Raw genomic sequence first — 17,643 nt, 5'->3', positions numbered from 1 at the left:
CGGTCAATGGTACCGTGGAATCCTGACTGAAATTTCAGTCAGGAATAATAATCGACTCCCGGAGCCCGTGATGGAGACCCACATGTCCCGCCGATCCGCCTTCAGCGTCCTCACCGGCCTGCTCGCCGCGGGGGTCTCGGCATGCGGCTCAGCCGACCCGTCCACACCTGGCACCCCCGAGCAAGCGGGACCCGGCGGCCGTTTCGGCGCCGAGTGGGAGAGCCATGCGCGCACCTACCTGGCGTGGCCCGCGCAGGAGGCGGTCTGGGGGCCGTACCTCGACGACGTCCGCAAGGACATCGCCGGGCTGGCCCAGGCGATCGCCGAGTACGAGCAGGTGGTGCTGCTCGCACGGGACAGTCAGCGCGACGCGGCGCAGCGGGCGTGCGGCAGCGGTGTCGAGGTGATTTCGCTTGCGGTGGATGACCTTTGGGCCCGCGACACCGTCCCCGTCTTCGTGGAACAGAACGGCAGGGTCGTCGGCGTCGACCTGAACTTCAGCGGTTGGGGCAATAAGCAACCGCACGACAATGATGGTCCACTAGGCCGGAAACTACTGTCGCGCTACGGGATTCCCCGATACCAGGCCCCTTTCATCGCAGAGGGCGGCGCGCTGGAGACCGACGGTGAGGGCACCCTGCTGGTCACCGAGAGTTCGATCGTCAATGACAACCGCAATCCCGGCAAGAGCCGCGACCAGCTCGAAACCGAACTAAAGCAGACCCTCGGCATCGAGAAGGTGATCTGGTGTGCGGGCGTGCGCGGCGAGGACATCACCGATGCCCACATCGACTGCCTGGCCCGCTATGTCGCGCCCGGAGTCGTACTGCTGGACACCGCGTTTCCCGGATCGCCCGCCGACTCGTGGTCGCGATCGAGCGAGCAGGCCAGGCAGGTGCTGGCTGAGGCCACCGACGCGCGCGGCCGCAAGCTGGAGGTCGTCGACCTGCCGCAGCCCGACCCCGATCGAATCACCGGCTACGGCGACCAGTTCGTGTCCAGCTACGCGAACTTCTACATCGCCAACGGCGCGGTGATCCTGCCGGAATTCGGCGACCGGCAGGCCGATGACCGCGCGCAGGGCATCCTGCGCGACCACCTGCCCGGCCGCGATGTGGTCGCGGTGCCGATCGATGAGATCGCCGCGGGCGGCGGTGGCATCCACTGCTCGACGCACGACCAGCCGGGCACACCGCCGCATTAGCTCACCGATTCAGTTGGCGCTGAGCACCAAGCCCGAGGTCGGTACGCCGGTACCCGCCGTGACCACGATGTTCTCCAGATCGGCCACCGGGTTCACCGAGGTGCCGCGAATCTGACGGACCGCCTCGGCAATGCCATTCATGCCGTGGATGTACGCCTCGCCGAGCTGCCCGCCGTGGGTGTTCAGCGGGAGCCTGCCACCGACCTCGATGGCACCGTCGGCGATGAAGTCCTTGGCCTCGCCGCGGCCACAGAAACCGAGCTCCTCCAGCTGCATGAGGACGAACGGGGTGAAGTGGTCGTAGAGGATGGCGGCCTGCATATCGTCCGGCCGCAAACCACTCTGCGCCCAGAGCTGGTCACCGACCAGGCCCATCTCCGGCAGGCCGGACATCGCGTCGCGGTAGTAGCTGGTCATCACGTACTGGTCGGCGCCGGAACCCTGTGCGGCGGCGGTGATCACCGCCGGACGCTGCGGTAGGTCACGCGCCCGTTCGACACTGGTGACCACGATGGCGACACCGCCGTCGGACTCCTGGCAGCAGTCGAGCAGGTGCAGCGGTTCGGCGATCCACCGCGAATTCTGGTGATCCTCCAGGGTGATCGGCTTGCCGTAGAAAAAAGCATCCGGGTTCACCGCGGCGTGCTTGCGGTCGGCCACCGCGACTCGGCCGAAATCCGCACTGGTGGCGCCATATACGTGCATGTAGCGTCTGGCCACCATGGCGACCTGCGCGGCCGGGGTACCCAGACCCTGCGGGTAGGACCAGCCCGCATCGATCCCCGACGAAGTGGGCGCGGACGCCAAAGCCGTGGAGAACTGGCCGAATCGGGACACCGAGCGCTCGTTGAAGGCGCGGTAGGCCACCACCACATCGGCGACGCCGGTGGCCACCGCCATGGCGGCCTGCTGGATGGTGGCGCAGGCCGCGCCGCCGCCGTAACCGATGTGGCTGAAGAACTTCAGCTGCGGAATACCGACGGCCCGGGCCACCGCGGCCTGGGTGTTGGTGTCCATGGTGAAGGTGGTCAAGCCGTCGACGTCGGCCGGCGTCAGACCGGCGTCGGCCAGCGCCGCGGTGACTGCCTCGGCGGCCAGGCGCAGTTCGCTGCGGCCGGAATCCTTGGAGAAGTCGGTCGCGCCGATGCCGACGATGGCCGCGCGGCCCGAGATACTCGGCATCGCGGAGCGATTCCCTGAGGGGTGACGGGTGGGTGACGGGTGGGCCGACTCACTCATGCGAACTCCGGTAGGCGATAATGGCTTTCGCCGTGATGTGGTCGCCGAGGCTGTCCTTGCCGACCACGTCGATGTGGATGTCGTCACCGTCGATGGCGGCCACGGTGCCGGTCAATGTCAGGGTGTCCCCGGCGTACAGCGGCACCCCGAGGCGCAGCGCGATCGACTTCACCACCGCGCGCGGCCCGGCCCAGTCGGTGACGAAACGCTGCACCAGCCCGGTGTCGGTGAGGATATTGACGAAGATGTCCTTGGAACCGCGGGCCACCGCCTTGTCCCTGTCGTGATGCACATCTTGAAAATCCCTGGTGGCCAGGGCGGTACTGATCACGAAGGTCGGATCGGCGGTGATCACCAGCTCGGGCAGCACGGTACCGACCTGCACGGAGGTCGGCTCGACAGTCGCTGTCATGCGGTCACCTGCCAGAACGGCAGCGTCGCTTCGTCAGCGAGCTTCTCGAACGCCACCTGGACGGGCAAACCTACCTGCACCTCGGCGGGTTCGATGCCGCGTAGTTCGCCGAGCATCCGCACCCCTTCCTCCAATTCGACCAGCGCGACGACGAAGGGCAGTTGCCGCCCCGGCACTTTCGGCGCGTGGTGCACGACATAGCTGAATACGGTGCCGCGTCCCGAGGCGACGACGTAGTCGGTCTGCTCCGACTTGTCCTTCCACAGCGCCGGGATCGGCGGATGGCGCAGTGAACCGTCGGGCAGCTTTTGGATGCGCAGCTCGCCCGCTTCGGTGCCCTCCCAGAAGAACTCGGTATCCCAGGAGACCAGCGGCTTGACCCGTTCTCCGGCAGGCGCTTTCGGCGCGGCACCGGTGCCGGGCGCGAATTTCAGCAATCGGAACAGCATTTCGGCGACCAACTCGTCGCCGACGTGCCAGCTGGTCTGGAAGGTGACGAACCAGCCGTCCCCCAGCGCCGTCCGCTTCGGACCGCGTATCTCGGACAACCGGCTGGTCACCGACACCTGCTCGCCGACATTCAGATAACGGTGATAGGTCTGCTGGCAGTCGGTGGCGACGACCGAGGTGTACCCCGCCGCGTCGAGCAGCTCGGTGGCCTTGCCCAGCGGATCGTCGGACGGCCGGAAGCCGTTGAGCCCGAACATCGTCCACACCTGGGCCATGGCGGGCGGGGCGACGATGCCCGGATGCCCCGCCGCCTTGGCGGCCGCCTCGTCGACGTAGATGGGATTGGTGTCGCCCAGCGCCTCGACCCAGTTGTTGATCATCGGCTGGTTCACCGGATCCCGCCCGAAGCGGGGCGCGCAATCACCGGCCGCCTTGATCTGTTCGGCCTCGGCGACGATCGCCTCCGGACTCATGGTTTCCGGCACGCGCGGCTCCTTCTCGACTAGCAATGTCTGGGGGCTATCGGGGTACTCGCGGCAGCTTCAGCCCGGCCGTGGCGACCAGCTCGCGCATCACCTCGTTGACGCCGCCGCCGAAGGTCACCACCAGGTTCTGCTTGGTCCGCCGGTCCAGCCAGGTGAGCAGTTCGGCGGTGCCGGGTTCGGCGGGATCGCCGTAGCGGCCGACGATCTCCTCCGCCAATCTGCCCGCCTCCTGCAGCGATTCGGTGGAGAACACCTTGGTGGCCGACGCGTCGGCGATCACCCCGGCCTGGTCGCCGTCCACGGTGGCGGCCACCTGCCAGTTCAACAGCTCGTTCAACCGGACCATGGCGTGGATGCGGCCGAGCGAACGGCGCACGTCGGTCTCGCCGAGCACGCCGCGCGGCTGCGCCCAATCGCGCACCCGGTCGTAGAGCTGCTCGATCTTGCCGGACGGACCGAGACTGACCCGCTCGTGATTGAGCTGGGTGGTGATCAGCCGCCAGCCCGCGTTCTCCTCGCCGACCAGCATGTCCGCCGGCACCCGCACGTCGTCGAAGTAGGTCGCGTTGGTGTGATGCGCGCCGTCGCAGGTGATGATCGGCGTCCAGGAGTAGCCGGGATCGGTGGTGTCCACGATCAGGATGGTGATACCCCGATGCCGCGACTCGACCGAACCGGTGCGGCAGGCCAGCCAGACGAAGTCGGCCTCGTGGGCGCCGGTGGTGAAGATCTTCTGCCCGTTGACGACCCAGTCACCGGAGTCGTCCCGCACGGCCGAGGTACGCAGCGACGCGAGGTCGGTGCCTGCCTCGGGTTCGGAGTAGCCGATGGCGAAATGAATGTCGCCGGAAAGGATTCCGGGGAGGAACTTCTTCTTCTGCGCGTCGGTGCCGAACTGTTGCAGCGTCGGGCCGACCGTCAGCAGGGTGACCAGCGGCAGCGGCACATCCGCCCGCACCGCCTCGTTGAAGAAGATCTGCTGTTCGACGGGCCCGAATCCCTGCCCGCCGTACTGCTTGGGCCAGCCGACGCCGAGCCAGCCGTCGCGGCCCATCCGGCGCACCACGTCGCGGTAGGCGTCGCCGTGCCGGTTCACCGCCATCGCGGCTTCCTCTTCGGGCGTCACGAGACTTGCGAAGTACGAACGTAATTCGTCGCGCAGCTTGCGTTGCTCGGTGGTCAGGTCGATGAACATCTGGCCCCCAATCGATCGAGTCGGAACGATGCGCCGCCGAGCCAGCGAGCGATGTCCTTGGCCTGTGAGTAGTAGCGGTGCATCGGGTGGGTGATGTCCACGCCGAGACCGCCGTGCAGGTGGTGACACTTCTGCATGGCGGCGGGGAGGTCGGCGGCCACGCTGTAGGCGAGCACGTCGAGATCGTCGTCGATCCGGGCCTGATGCTGCGGGCTGGAATCGTCTTGCGCCAGCGCCCAATTCGCCGAGACCGCGGCCACGTGCAGGGTGCGCGAGACAACGTACAGGTCGGCGATCTGCTGGGCGACGGCCTGGAATTCGGCCAGCGGCCTGCCGAACTGGCGCCGGGTACGCAGGTGTTCGGCGGTGAGCACGAGTGCGCCCTTCAGCAGTCCGTCCGCGACGGCGCCGATCGACGCGAGGGCTAGTCGGTGCAGGTCCGCGAGCCCGCCGGGCAGCAGTTGCTCGGCCGGAATCAATACTCGATCCAACCGCACGGTGCACTCGGGAATGCCGCCGGAGACCGGCGACGGCACCCGGATCAGCCCCTTGGCGTCCGAATCGATCAGCGCGATACCGGAATTCGTCGGGATCAGCAGCCAGCGGGCCTCTTCTCCGTACGGCACGGCGACCTTGTGGCCGGTGACCCGCACCGAGTCGCCGTCGACGACGGCGGCCGTCTCCGGCTTGACCGCGAACGGGGCGGCCGGCTCGCTGAGCGCCGCGGTGAGCACCGCGCCCTTGGCCACCTCCGGGTACACCCGCTCAGCGAGACTGTCCGGCAGCATCGACAACAGCGGCAGCAGCCCGAAGCCGAGCGTGGGCAGGGCGGGCACCGCGACCGCGTCCATCGCCAGCTCGGTCAGCAGCACCGATACCTCGGGCAGGCCCATACCGTCGCCGCCGAATCGCTCCGGCAGTGCGACCGAGAGCAGTCCGCTCTCGACCAGGCTCGGCCACAACGCGTAATCACGGGCCGGTTCCCGCTCCAATAAACTCACGACGACCTCGGCCACCGCGTCCTGGCCTTCGTCTCTGGTGAAATCCACAGTTACTCCAGTCGATTCAGTATCGCTCCGCGATTCGATGGGGGGCGGTGGTCGGGCGGCGGGTGGGCTAGCTGTCGGTGTCGCGGGGTAATCCGAGAATTCGCTCACCGGCCACGGTCAGCAGGATCTGTTCGGTGCCGCCTGCGATCGATAAACAGCGTGTGAGCAGGAATTCTTTTACCACTTCGCAGTCCTGCGCACCGGCGGGACCTGCCGTCTCCGCGGCGAATTCCGCGACCGCCTGGCGATGCCGCACGCCGACCAGTTTGCGCACGCTGCTCTGCGCGCCGGGGTCGGCGCCCGCCAGCATCTTGACGGCGGCGCGCTGCTCCAGCAGCAGGCCCCCGATCGCCTCGGCGACGAATCCGCCAAGCCGGTCGTTCACCAGTTCCGCACCCGGCCCGATGGCGGGCGACTTAGCGATCAGCTCTTCGAGCACCGGACCGATCCCGTTGCCGCCCATCGCCACTCGCTCGGTCGACAGCGTCGAACGGGCGATCTTCCAGCCGTTGTTCAGCGCGCCGACCACGTGGTCGTCCGGGACGAAGACGTCATCGAGGAACACCTCGCTGAACCGCGCCTCGCCGGTGATCTGCACCAGCGGACGCACCTGCAGTCCCGCGCTGCTCATGTCGACGAGGAAGTAGCTGATGCCGCGATGCTTCGGCGCGTCGGGATCGGTGCGGGCCAGGCAGATTCCCCAGTTCGCCCGATCACCGAGCGACGTCCACACCTTCTGCCCGCGCAGTACCCAGCCGCCGTCCACCTTCTTGGCGGTGGTGCGCAACGCGGCCAGATCCGATCCGGCCTCCGGCTCGCTGAACAGCTGACACCAGACCACCTCGCCGCGCAGCGTCGCCCAGGCGAAGCGATCGATCTGCTCCTGGGTGCCGTGCTGCAACAGCGTGGGGACGGCCCAGCCGCCGATCGCCAAATCAGGCGCGGCGAGCCCGGCCCGCCGCAGTTCTTCCGAGATCAGCAGGCCCGTCATCGGATCCGCGCCACGACCGTACGGGCGCGGCCAGTGCGGCATGACCAGACCCGCCTCGACCATGGCACCGCGCTGCTGGTCGGCGGGCAGCGCGGCGATCCGAGCCACCTCCGCCGCCAACTCGCCTGCGCTGTCGCCGTCCACGGCCGCAACACCTTCGGCCGCGAAGACCCGGTCGGCGCCGGTGGTGCGCCGCTGACCCGCGCGGGTCAGCTCGGTCACCCTGGCCCGCCAGTGCGCCGCCCCACCGAGCAGCTGGCGCAACGCCACCGCCCGGCGCAGGTAGAGATGCGCGTCGTGCTCCCAGGTGAAGCCGATGCCGCCGAGCACCTGGATGCAGTCCTTCGCGGTATCGACCGCGGCGTCCAGCGCGGTGGCCGCGGCGATCGCGGCGGCGATGGGCAGCTCCGCGCCGCCCTCGTCCACCGCGGCCGCGGCGTCGGCCGCGACGGCCCGGATCAATTCGGTCCGGCAGAGCATCCAGGCGCAGATGTGCTTGACGGCCTGGAACGAGCCGATCCTGCGGCCGAATTGCTGACGGACCTTTGCGTATTCGACCGCGGTCGTCAGGCACCAGCCGGCCAGGCCGGCCAGTTCGGCGGCCGCGAGGACCACGACCAGATCCTGCACCGCGTGCGGTGACACGAAGATCTGATCGGCCGGTACCCGCACGTCGGCGCAGTGCACCCGGGCCAGCGGCGTGCTCAGGTCGAGCGGCGAAAGCGGTTCTACCCGAAGCCCTTCGGCGTCCGGCGGCAACAGCACCCAGCGCTGCCCGTCCGGCGTGGAAATCGGCAGCAGAACGGCGGTTTCCGGCGCCGCGCCGAGCACCGAATCCCAGGAACCCGCGAGCAACAGTTCATCGGCTGCGGCGGGTACGCTGACCTCCGCGCCGACAACGAAGTCGAGCGCAACCCCGCACGGCAACTGCTCGTCGAGCCGCCCCGCGGTGATCAAATTGGCCAATGCTGTTGCCAGCACGGGCCCGCCGACCAGATCGTGCGCGGCCTGCTCGACCAGCACGGCGAGATCGGCCACCGAACCGCCCGCGCCGCCGGAATCCTCGGCGACGGCGACCCGGAAAATGCCGAGATCGGCAAGGCCCGGCCAGTATGCGCGCCAGAAGGTGCTCGGATCGGTTCGCATTGTTGCAATTGGACGCACCGAACCGGCCCATCCGCGCATCGACTCCTGGACGGCTTTATGCTCGTCAGTGGTGGCGATGGTCACACTCCGTACCGCCTTCCCGGCGTGACTCCCACACCTAGAACATGTTCTAATATCCTAGCTGTGCGGAAGTCAAGAGACGACCGCCGAGCCGATACTCGGGCCAGATCCACGAACGACGTTTCCGGAAAGGACTCTCACCAATGGCCAGTCCCTCCCGATCGCAGCCGGCCGACTCGAACGCGGCGGCACGAGCGACGGCCGCGGAGGCGGTAGCGGAGCGTGACCACGGAGCGGCCCGCGAGCGCCGCCAATCCAATACAGCGCCGGCTACCGCGACGGTCACGACACTCAGCGAGGACGAGCTGAGTTCGGCCGCGCAGCGGGAACGGCGTAAGCGCATCCTGGACGCGACGCTGGCGCTGGCCTCGAAGGGCGGATACGACGCGGTGCAGATGCGCGCCGTAGCCGAACGCGCCGATGTCGCAGTCGGGACGCTATATCGGTATTTCCCCTCGAAGGTGCACCTTTTGGTGTCGGCGCTGTCCCGCGAATTCGAGCAGATCGAGGGCAAGCGCAAGCCGCTTGCCGGACAGTCGCCGCAGGAGCGCATGCACCTGCTGCTCACCCAGATCACCCGGATGATGCAGCGCGACCCGTTGCTCACCGAGGCGATGACGCGCGCGTTCATGTTCGCCGACGCGTCCGCGGCCGCCGAGGTCGATCGGGTCGGCAAGGTGATGGATCGGGTCTTCGCCCGCGCCATGAACGACGGCGAACCAACCGAGCGTCAGCTGGCCATCGCCAGGGTGATAAGCGATGTGTGGCTGTCGAACCTGGTCGCCTGGCTGACCCGGCGCGCCTCCGCCACCGACGTGACCGAGCGCCTCGAGCTGACCGTCGACCTACTGCTCGGCGACCGCAGCTAGCACTCGGACAGCCAGCGCATTCCCGGCAAATCGGGGCCGCGCGCCGCATTCGTGCGGAAAATCACATTCACGCCGAGAACCGGGCGGGCGCATCGAAATCGCGCCCGCCCGGTCTGCTCGGCAGGGGTGGGTAGCGCGGGTTTTGCGGGCACCACCGGGGACCCGTAGCGCTTCGGCATGATCGCAGCGCACGCGTCGAACCGACCTCTCCCGGCCGCTCGGACCCGAGTTCGAGCGCTCGGCACCCATGCCGGGTCGAAGTCGCGGAAAATCGGATACAGCGCACGCACAGCGGCGGGCGTCGGTGCGGCAAATTAAACCCAGTATTGTTCTGCCCGCCCATGAAAAAACTCCTCCGATCACTAGGTTGGATGCGTGAGCGCACAGGATCTGCCACTGGAACTTCGTCGTGCACTGTCGACGGTCGCGCGAGTGCCAAGACTGTTGGTCGCATCGGACTATGACGGGACGCTTGCGCCCATCGTGTCCGACCCGGCGAAGGCCTTTCCGCACCGGGAATCGGTGAGCGCATTACGCGCGCTCGCCGGGCTGACCGGCACTACCGCCGCGGTCATCTCCGGCCGCGCGCTGCGAGACCTCGCCGCGTTGTCGAGACTTCCGGTCGAGGTGCAACTGATCGGTAGCCACGGCTCGGAATTCGACGTCGGCTTCGTGCACGCCATCGACAACGACGCCAAACAACTGCTCCAGGAGGTGCAGACCGCGCTGACCCAGGTCGCCGCGGAGAACCCGGGTGTCACCGTCGAGATCAAACCGGCCAGCGTCGCGCTGCACGTGCGCAACGCCAGCCCGGAGATCGGGCACCGGGCCTTGATGCAGGTCCGGCAGGGTCCGGCGTGCTGGTTCGGCGTGCAGGTGACCGAGGGCAAGGCCGTCATCGAACTGGCCGTGGTGCAGACCGACAAGGGCACCGCGCTCGACACCATCCGGCATCAGGCCGCCGCCTCGGCCGCGGTGTTCTTCGGCGACGACGTGACCGACGAGAAGGCCTTCCGCGTGCTGTCCGGCCCGGACCTCGGCATCAAGGTGGGCGACGGCGAGAGCCAGGCCAAGCATCGGGTCGACAGCACCGAGGACGTGTCCTGCGCGCTGGCGTACCTGCTCGAAGAGCGGCGCACCTGGCTGGCGGGCGCGAGCGCGCCCCGGATCGAGCGGCTGACCATGCTGGCCAGCCCGCGCTCGGTGGCGCTGCTGACACCCGACGCGACGGTCACCTGGTTCTGTCATCCGGAACCGGATTCGGCCGCGGTGTTCGCGCATCTGCTCGGCGGACCGCAGGCCGGGCACTTCACCATCGAGCCGGAGCGACCAGGCCTGCCGCTCTCGCAGCGCTACATCGACAGCACCATGACGGTCGAAACCCGTTGGGCCAAGCTGCAAGTGGTGGACTACCTGCCCCACGATGTGGCCGCCACCCGCACCGACCTGACCCGGGTGATCACCGGTGACGCCAAGGCCGTGGTGACCTTCGCACCGCGCCCGGAATTCGGCCAGGTGCCGGTGAGCATCGAGGCCTCGGAGAACGGCCTGCGGGTGATGGGCACCAACGATCCGATGGTGCTGCGCTCCCCCGGCTTGACCTGGGAGATCCTCAGCGACGGCACGCACGATTCGGCGCGCGCCGTGGTGGACCCGTCGAAGGGTCCGATCGTGCTGGAAATGCGTTGCGGCACCTCCGATCTCACGCCGGCCGAGACCGACGAGCTGGAGCGGCGGCGGGCGGCGGAGAGCTACTGGTCGCAGTGGGCCGGTTCGTTGCAGCTGCCGTCGCTGAAGCCGGATCTGATGAAGCGCTCGGCGCTGACCCTGCGCGGTTTGGTGCACGCGCCGTCCGGTTCCATCCTGGCCGCGGCCACCACGTCGCTGCCGGAAGACATCGGCGGCGTGCGTAACTGGGATTACCGGTACTGCTGGTTGCGCGACGCGTCGCTCACCGCGCAGGCGCTGGTGTCGCTCGGCTCGCTCGGTGAGGCCGAGGACTTCCTCGGCTGGGTGCACCGGGTGCTGGAGACGCTGCCCGGCCCCGAGCGCCTGCACCCGCTGTACACGCTGTACGGCGAGACGCTGCCGCCGGAAGCCGTGATCGACCAGCTGCCCGGCTACGCGGGTTCGCGCCCGGTCCGGGTCGGCAACGCGGCCAACATGCAGGTGCAGCTGGACGTGTTCGGCCCGATCGTCGATCTCATCGCGAGCCTGTCGCACGCGCGAGAGGTGCAGGGCATCACCGATCCGGCCCAGGCCCTGCCGGACGCGGACTGGGAACTGGTGCGCGCCATGGTCTCCGCGGTGCAGCGGCGCTGGCAGGAACCCGACCACGGCATCTGGGAGATCCGCGGCAACCCGCGCCACCACGTGTACTCGAAGGTGATGGGCTGGCTGACCGTCGACCGGGCGCTCACGCTGGCGCAGAAGTTCGCCCGCGAGGTCGACCCGGCCTGGACGGTGCTGCGCGACACCATCGCCGACGAGGTGAAGTCCAAGGGCTGGAACGACGAGGTCCAGTCGTTCACCGCGGCCTACGACGGCACCGACCTGGACGCGGCGACCCTGCACATCGGGTTGAGCGGGCTGATCGATCCGTCCGATCCGCGCTTCGCCGCGACCGTCGTCGCGACCGAGGCCGAATTGCGCAGTGGCTCAACGGTCTACCGGTACCACCACGACGACGGCCTGCCCGGTGGCGAGGGTGGCTTCCACCTCTGCGCGGCCTGGCTGGTCGAGGCGTACCTGCTGATCGGCAAGCGTTCGGACGCGGAGGCGCTGTTCGCTCAGCTGGTCGACGTGGCCGGGCCGACCGGTCTGCTCAGCGAGGAGTACGACCCGGTTGCCGAGCGCTCGCTCGGCAACCACCCGCAGGCCTACAGCCACCTCGGCCTGCTGCGCTGCGCCCAGCTGCTCGGCCAGCCGGTGGAGGCGCTCGTCTGAGCCTCTTCCACCCGTTTTCCCGGACCGGGCCCGCCGACGATCGACGTGTCGGCGGGTCCGGCTCGTGTCGCCGGCGCGCGGTTGCTAAAGTGAAACAGAAACCATTTCCATTAAGCTGCGTCGTGTCACCGCTCGAGTGCGTCACCAGCTGTTGAGCGTCACAGGAGTACCCCACATGCAGACAAGCCTCGCCAGACGGTTCGCCGTCGCCGCTGTAGGGGTAACCGCCGCGCTCGGGCTCACCGCCTGCGGCAGCGACGCGAAGGATTCGGGTAAGCCGACCGTCGTCGCCTCCACCGACGTCTGGGGCAATATCGCCGCCACCATCGCCGGACCGGACGCCTCGGTCGAGTCGATCATCACCGACCCCGCCGCCGACCCGCACTCGCACGAGACCTCCGCCGTCGAGTCCGCCAAGCTGCGCGACGCCGACCTGGTCGTCTACAACGGCGGCGGCTACGACGAGTTCGCCGAGAAGGCCGTGGCCGGTCGGGACAAGCGCACCGTCGACGCGTTCGAATCGCGGCCGAACAAGGCCGACGAGAACGAGCACGTCTTCTACGACCTGAACACGGTCGCGGTGGTCGCCGACCAGATCGCCGGCAGCCTCGGCGAGCTGGCCCCCGGTGCCGCGAGCGCCTTCACTGAGCGCGCCGCCACCTTCAAGAGCGGCCTGGCCGCGATCACCTCGATCGCGACCAAGTTCGCCGCCGAGCACCCGCAGACGCCGGTGCTGCAGACCGAACCGCTCGCGCACTACCTGCTGCTCGCCGCCGGCGTGACGGATCGGACGCCGCACGAGTTCCAGGAGGCGATCGAGCAGGAGACCGATCCCGCCCCCGCCGCGGTCGCCGCGACCCGGGAGCTGTTGACCGGCAAGCAGGTTCGCGCGCTGGTCTACAACGTGCAGACGCAGGACAAGATCACCAAGGAGCTGCGCTCGGTCGCGCAGTCGAACGGGCTGCCGATCGTCGAGGTGACCGAAACCCTGCCCGCAGGCACCGATTACCTGCAATGGCAGACCAAGAACGCCCAGGCCCTCACCGCGGCATTGAGTTGAGCGGTGCGGCAGCAACCAAGGGGGCCACGCTGACCGAGCACACCCAGCGGCGGGCACTGTCGAACGACGCCTCGGCGGTCCGGCTCGACGGGGCCCGGTTGTCCTTCGGCGACCGCACACTTTGGCAGGACCTGGCGCTCGACGTGGTGCCCGGTGAGTTCGTCGCGGTCCTCGGGCCCAACGGATCCGGCAAGACCTCGCTGCTGAAGGTGCTGCTCGGCCAGCTCGGGCTCAGCGCGGGCACCGCCGAGATCGCGGGCGCGCCTGCCCGCACCGGCAACCCGGACATCGGCTATGTGCCGCAACAGAAGACGATCGACGCCGGGGTGCAGCTGCGCGGCGTCGACCTCGTCGGCCTCGGCTACGACGGCCACCGCTGGGGGCTCGGGCTCCGGGCGCGGGCCGAGCGCAAGCGCAAGGTCGCGGCCGCCATCGCCGATGTCGGCGCACAGCGGTTCGCGGACGCGCCGCTGGAGACCTTGTCCGGCGGTGAACAGCAGCGACTCCGGGTGGCGCAGGCGCTGGTCGGCGATCCGAAGGTGCTGCTCTGTGACGAGCCGCTGCTCAGCCTGGATCTGGCCAACCAGCGACTGGTGGCGGATCTGATCGACCAGCGCAGGCGAACCCACGACACCGCAGTGCTTTTCGTGACGCACGAGATCAATCCGATTCTGCCGCTGGTGGATCGGGTGCTGTATTTGGTGGACGGCAAGTTCCGGATCGGCACACCGGACGAGGTGATGACCTCGGCCGTGCTGTCGGAGCTGTACCAGACCGAGGTCGACGTGCTGCGGGTGCGCGGCCGGCTGGTGGTCGTCGGGACCGGCGACACGATGGATGCGCTCGGCACGGCGGGGGCGCACTGCCACGGTGCCGACGGCTTCCGCACCGACGCGCCGGAAATCGTCGGCGCCGAACGGGATTCGCGTGAGGTCCGCTCGTGATCGACAAACTGTCCGGCGTGCTCGGCAAGATGTTCGACTTCAGTACCACCGCGAACCTGCTCTCCTACGACTTCGTGCAGCAGGCTGTGCTCGCCGCCGCGCTGCTCGGGCTGCTGTCCGGGGTGATCGGGCCGCTGATCATCAGCAGGCAGATGTCGTTCGCCGTGCACGGCACCAGCGAGCTGTCGCTCACCGGTGCGGCCGCGGCGCTGCTCGCCGGCATCGGGGTCGGCGTCGGCGCCATCGCCGGGTCGGTGGTCGCGGCGGTGTTGTTCGGCCTGCTGGGAACGCGTGCCCGCGAACGTGATTCGGTGATCGCGGTGGTGCTGTCGTTCGGGCTCGGTTTGTCCGTGCTGTTCCTGTGGCTCGGGCCGGACCGGGCGGGATCGAAGTTCTCGCTGCTGACCGGGCAGGTCGTCAGCGTGGGCAACGGAGGCATCACCCTGCTCGCCGCCTGCACCGTCGGCGTGCTGGCCGTGCTCGCGATCGTTTACCGGCCGTTGCTGTTCGCGAGCTCGGACCCGGAAGTGGCGGTGGCGCGCGGTGTTCCGGTGCGCGCCCTCTCGATCGTGTTCGCGGTGCTGCTCGGCATCACGGCCGCCTTCGGCGTGCAGATCGTCGGCGCGCTGCTCGTGCTCGCCCTGTTGATCACGCCCGCCGCGGCGGCCGCGCAGCTGACCGCGGATCCGGTGCGGGCCACCGTGCTCGCCGTGGTCTTCGCCGAGATCGCCGCGGTAGGCGGGATTCTGCTGTCGCTGGCACCCGGCGTTCCGGTGTCGACGTTCGTCACCACCATCTCGTTCCTGCTGTACCTCGTCTGCCGGGTGGTAGGTACCCGGCGTCGGCAGGCCGCCCGCGCCCGCTGAGCATGCGCTCCGAACAGCCTCCGCCCGGTTCGTAAACAAGCCTCGCTCCAGCTCTCGGGATCCGCACTGCCTCGGAGGTCCCCTGAAGAGTGCAGGTCCAGAGAGTCGGTGCGGATCTCGGCGGGAGGCGCATGGACAGGTTGAACATGGCCGCAGATGTCTACGCGTCTGTGTTTCGGGGTGCCTAACGTTCGGGTAACTGACCCGGGTGAGTAACTGCCGTTCCATTGAGGGCGGGTGCCTTCAGTCGCTCGACCAGGGTTTCGTATGCTCGACGCACGCACCCCCGAACGATTGGTGACCAACGATGATCGACTTCTCGATACCCGCCGAGCTCGCCGCCGAACGCGATCGAGTGCGCCGGTTCGTCATCGACAAGATCGTGCCGTTCGAGCGGGATCCCCGGCTCACCGCGCACGGGCCGACCGATGAGCTGCGACAGGAACTGGTGGAGCTGGCGCGCGAGGAGAAGCTGCTTACCGTGCAGGCGCCGGAAGCGCTCGGCGGGCGCGGGCTCTCACACCTGGAGCAGGCGGTGATCTACGAGGCGGCGGGCTGGTCCACCCTCGGGCCGATCGCGATGAACTGCGCGGCGCCCGACGAGGGCAATATGTTCCTGCTGTCCAAGGTGGCGAACCCGGAACAGGTCGAGCGCCACCTCGCGCCGATGATCGCCGGGCAGCACCGCTCGGTGTTCGCCATGACCGAACCCGACGGCGCGGGCTCGGACCCGGCACAGCTGGCCACCACCGCCACCTTCGACGGCGAGAACTTCACCGTCAACGGCCGCAAGTGGCTGATCACCGGGGCCAACGGCGCCAAGACGTGGATCATCATGGCCCGCCTGGCGGAGAACCCGCACCTGCCCGCTGGGCCGACGCTGTTCCTCACCGACGGCGATCAGCCGGGCATCGTCATCGAACGCACCATGAACACGATGGACCGCAATTACGTTGCCGGACACGGCGTTGTCCGCTTCGACAACCTCACCCTGCCGCAGTCCGCGCTGCTCGGCGACGCCGGCCAAGCGTTGCGCTACGCCCAGCTGCGACTGGCCCCGGCCCGGCTCACCCACTGCATGCGCTGGCTCGGTGCGGCCGAGCGCGCGCAGAGCATCGCCGTGCAGCACGCACGCACCCGCACCGCGTTCGGCAAGCCGATCGGCGAGCACGAGGGTGTGTCGTTCATGTTGGCGGACAACGAGATCGCGCTGCACCAGTGCAGGCTCACCATCTGGCACGCCTGCTGGCTGATGGATCAGGGCGAGAAGGCGCGGCACGAGAGCTCGATCGCGAAGTCCTACGTCTCCGAGGAGCTGTTCAAGGTGGCCGACCGGTGCGTGCAGGTGCTCGGCGGCATCGGCATCAGCGACGAGACGGTGGTCGAGATGATCTTCCGCGACATCCGCGCCTTCCGCCTGTACGACGGCCCGACCGAGGTGCACAAGTACGCCATCGGCCGCAAAGTACTGCGTGGCTGAGTGAGGTTTTTCGGGGCCGGGTCGGCGCGGGCCAGGCTCGACTAACATCGCTGGCATGAGTTCGGAACTGCACGTCGATGTCTCCGCGGGCATCGCCGTGCTCACGCTCAATCGGCCCGCTCAGCAGAACGCCTTCACCCCGACGATGGCCGCCGAACTGGGTGCCGCACTGCGTCGCTGCGATGCGGAAGACGCCATCCGGGCCGTCGTCATCACCGGCACACCGCCCGCGTTCTGCGCGGGCGCGGATCTATCGAGCCGGGTCGGCGATGTCAGCGCCACCATCGAGCCCGCGCCGTGGCGGGTGCGCAAGCCGGTGATCGCCGCGGTGAACGGGCACGCGGTGGGCATCGGGCTCGCCCTCGCACTGCAGTGCGACCTGCGGTACATGGCGCGCGACGCGGTCTACGGACTCAATCAGATTCGGCGCGGCGTGCTCGCCGACGGCTACTCGCACTGGACGCTGCCGCGGCTGGTCGGCATGGCCAACGCCGCCGACATCATGCTCACCGGCCGCACCTTCGACGGTGACGAGGCCAAGGCGATGGGCCTGGCCAACGGCTGCCTGGCCGGCGGCGAGGTGCTGCCGATGGCACTGGCCGTCGCGCACGACATCGCCAACGGGTCCGCGCCGCTGCCGGTGGCGATGTCCAAGCGCCTGCTGTGGGAGGGACTCGGCATGAGCCCGACCATGGTCGGCCAGTTGGAGTCCGACCTGAACGAGCACGTCGGCAAGAGCATCGACGGCGGCGAGGCGATGGCGGCGTTCAAGGAACGCAGGCAACCCCAGTGGACCGGCAGCGTCAGCGAGGAATGGCCGGCCTGGGACGACAAGGGTGACCAGGAACGACCGAGCCTCGATTAAGCGTTGCCGCCGAGCAGGATCATCAGATAGAGCAGCGCGAAGATGATCATGAAGGCGGTGCCGATGATGCCGAGGATGTAACCGACCACCACCTGAACGCGGCCACCGTAGGCGCCGTGGGATTCCTCGATCTGATCCAGCGCGCGCTTGCCCATCGCCCATGCCACCGGCCCGAGCACGCCGCAGCAGAGCACACTCGCGACGCCGAGCCACAGCACCGCCGTAGCGTTCGGGTGCTCGACCGGACTCCCGATGGGCTGATTGGGTATGACCACACGCCGAATTCTACGGGGGTGGAGTCCATTTGCCGCCCAATGCCGTGGCCCGACTTCGCGTCGACCGGCCGACGTCCAGGACGCGA

General features: G+C 68.5%; 15 protein-coding genes. 8 read left to right on the top strand and 7 right to left on the bottom strand.

Annotated elements, in window-relative coordinates:
• Positions 1-82 precede the first annotated feature (82 nt).
• Positions 83-1,204 (top strand): agmatine/peptidylarginine deiminase, encoded by a 1,122-nt coding sequence (locus IBX18_RS11805; protein WP_228540874.1) that lies wholly within the window; start codon positions 83-85, stop codon positions 1,202-1,204.
• A 9-nt stretch (positions 1,205-1,213) separates the two neighbouring features.
• On the opposite strand, the gene IBX18_RS11800 is transcribed toward IBX18_RS11805, so the two are convergent.
• From IBX18_RS11800 to IBX18_RS11775, 6 genes are all read right to left on the bottom strand, one after another.
• Positions 1,214-2,386, bottom strand: coding sequence for a lipid-transfer protein (locus IBX18_RS11800; protein ID WP_194833798.1), 1,173 nt, complete (start codon positions 2,384-2,386; stop codon positions 1,214-1,216).
• Positions 2,387-2,435: 49 nt separating this feature from the next.
• On the bottom strand, positions 2,436-2,855 hold the full coding sequence (locus IBX18_RS11795) for a MaoC family dehydratase (RefSeq protein WP_194833797.1): 420 nt from the start codon (positions 2,853-2,855) through the stop codon (positions 2,436-2,438).
• The gene (locus tag IBX18_RS11790) at positions 2,852-3,778 is read right to left on the bottom strand and encodes a bifunctional MaoC family dehydratase N-terminal/OB-fold nucleic acid binding domain-containing protein (RefSeq protein ID WP_194834311.1); all 927 of its coding nucleotides are present in this window, start codon (positions 3,776-3,778) and stop codon (positions 2,852-2,854) included. Before IBX18_RS11790 ends, IBX18_RS11795 begins: the two co-directional genes overlap by 4 nt.
• Before the next feature lie 46 nt (positions 3,779-3,824).
• On the bottom strand, positions 3,825-4,985 hold the full coding sequence (locus IBX18_RS11785) for an acyl-CoA dehydrogenase family protein (RefSeq protein ID WP_194833796.1): 1,161 nt from the start codon (positions 4,983-4,985) through the stop codon (positions 3,825-3,827).
• Positions 4,970-6,034, bottom strand: a complete 1,065-nt coding sequence (locus tag IBX18_RS11780; protein ID WP_194833795.1) for an acyl-CoA dehydrogenase family protein — start codon at positions 6,032-6,034, stop codon at positions 4,970-4,972. Before IBX18_RS11780 ends, IBX18_RS11785 begins: the two co-directional genes overlap by 16 nt.
• Before the next feature lie 67 nt (positions 6,035-6,101).
• Positions 6,102-8,255: an acyl-CoA dehydrogenase gene (locus IBX18_RS11775; protein WP_194833794.1), complete on the bottom strand. Its 2,154-nt coding sequence runs from the start codon at positions 8,253-8,255 to the stop codon at positions 6,102-6,104.
• A gap of 140 nt (positions 8,256-8,395) precedes the next feature.
• Here IBX18_RS11775 and kstR point away from each other — a divergent pair, with 140 nt between their 5' ends.
• The 7 genes from kstR to IBX18_RS11740 all read left to right on the top strand — a co-directional run bounded on the left by kstR (position 8,396) and on the right by IBX18_RS11740 (position 17,282).
• Positions 8,396-9,121 carry a cholesterol catabolism transcriptional regulator KstR gene (kstR, locus tag IBX18_RS11770; protein WP_147142792.1) on the top strand — a complete coding sequence of 242 codons (726 nt, stop codon included), beginning with the start codon at positions 8,396-8,398 and terminating at the stop codon, positions 9,119-9,121.
• A gap of 375 nt (positions 9,122-9,496) precedes the next feature.
• Positions 9,497-12,067, top strand: coding sequence for a trehalose-phosphatase (gene otsB / locus IBX18_RS11765; RefSeq protein ID WP_194833793.1), 2,571 nt, complete (start codon positions 9,497-9,499; stop codon positions 12,065-12,067).
• Between the two features lie 175 nt (positions 12,068-12,242).
• Entirely contained in the window at positions 12,243-13,127 is an 885-nt protein-coding gene (locus IBX18_RS11760; RefSeq protein WP_194833792.1) for a metal ABC transporter solute-binding protein, Zn/Mn family, read from the top strand.
• Between the two features lie 29 nt (positions 13,128-13,156).
• Positions 13,157-14,071: a metal ABC transporter ATP-binding protein gene (locus IBX18_RS11755; RefSeq protein ID WP_228540985.1), complete on the top strand. Its 915-nt coding sequence runs from the start codon at positions 13,157-13,159 to the stop codon at positions 14,069-14,071.
• A 29-nt stretch (positions 14,072-14,100) separates the two neighbouring features.
• A complete protein-coding gene (locus tag IBX18_RS11750) occupies positions 14,101-14,937 on the top strand; it encodes a metal ABC transporter permease (RefSeq protein WP_147142813.1) in 837 nt (278 codons plus the stop codon).
• A 307-nt stretch (positions 14,938-15,244) separates the two neighbouring features.
• A complete protein-coding gene (locus IBX18_RS11745; RefSeq protein ID WP_194833791.1) occupies positions 15,245-16,417 on the top strand; it encodes an acyl-CoA dehydrogenase family protein in 1,173 nt (390 codons plus the stop codon).
• 55 nt (positions 16,418-16,472) lie between these two features.
• Complete coding sequence (locus IBX18_RS11740; RefSeq protein ID WP_194833790.1) at positions 16,473-17,282, top strand: enoyl-CoA hydratase/isomerase family protein; 810 nt, start codon at positions 16,473-16,475, stop codon at positions 17,280-17,282.
• Here IBX18_RS11740 and IBX18_RS11735 read toward each other — a convergent pair.
• Positions 17,279-17,557: a DUF4190 domain-containing protein gene (locus IBX18_RS11735; RefSeq protein WP_194833789.1), complete on the bottom strand. Its 279-nt coding sequence runs from the start codon at positions 17,555-17,557 to the stop codon at positions 17,279-17,281. The genes IBX18_RS11740 and IBX18_RS11735 overlap by 4 nt on opposite strands.
• Positions 17,558-17,643 lie beyond the last annotated feature (86 nt).

The sequence above is a fragment of the Nocardia sp. XZ_19_369 genome (assembly GCF_015355715.1).
Lineage (GTDB): Bacteria > Actinomycetota > Actinomycetes > Mycobacteriales > Mycobacteriaceae > Nocardia.
The sequence above is the reverse complement of the archived record's forward strand: the minus strand, read 5'-3'. Positions and strand labels throughout refer to the sequence as shown.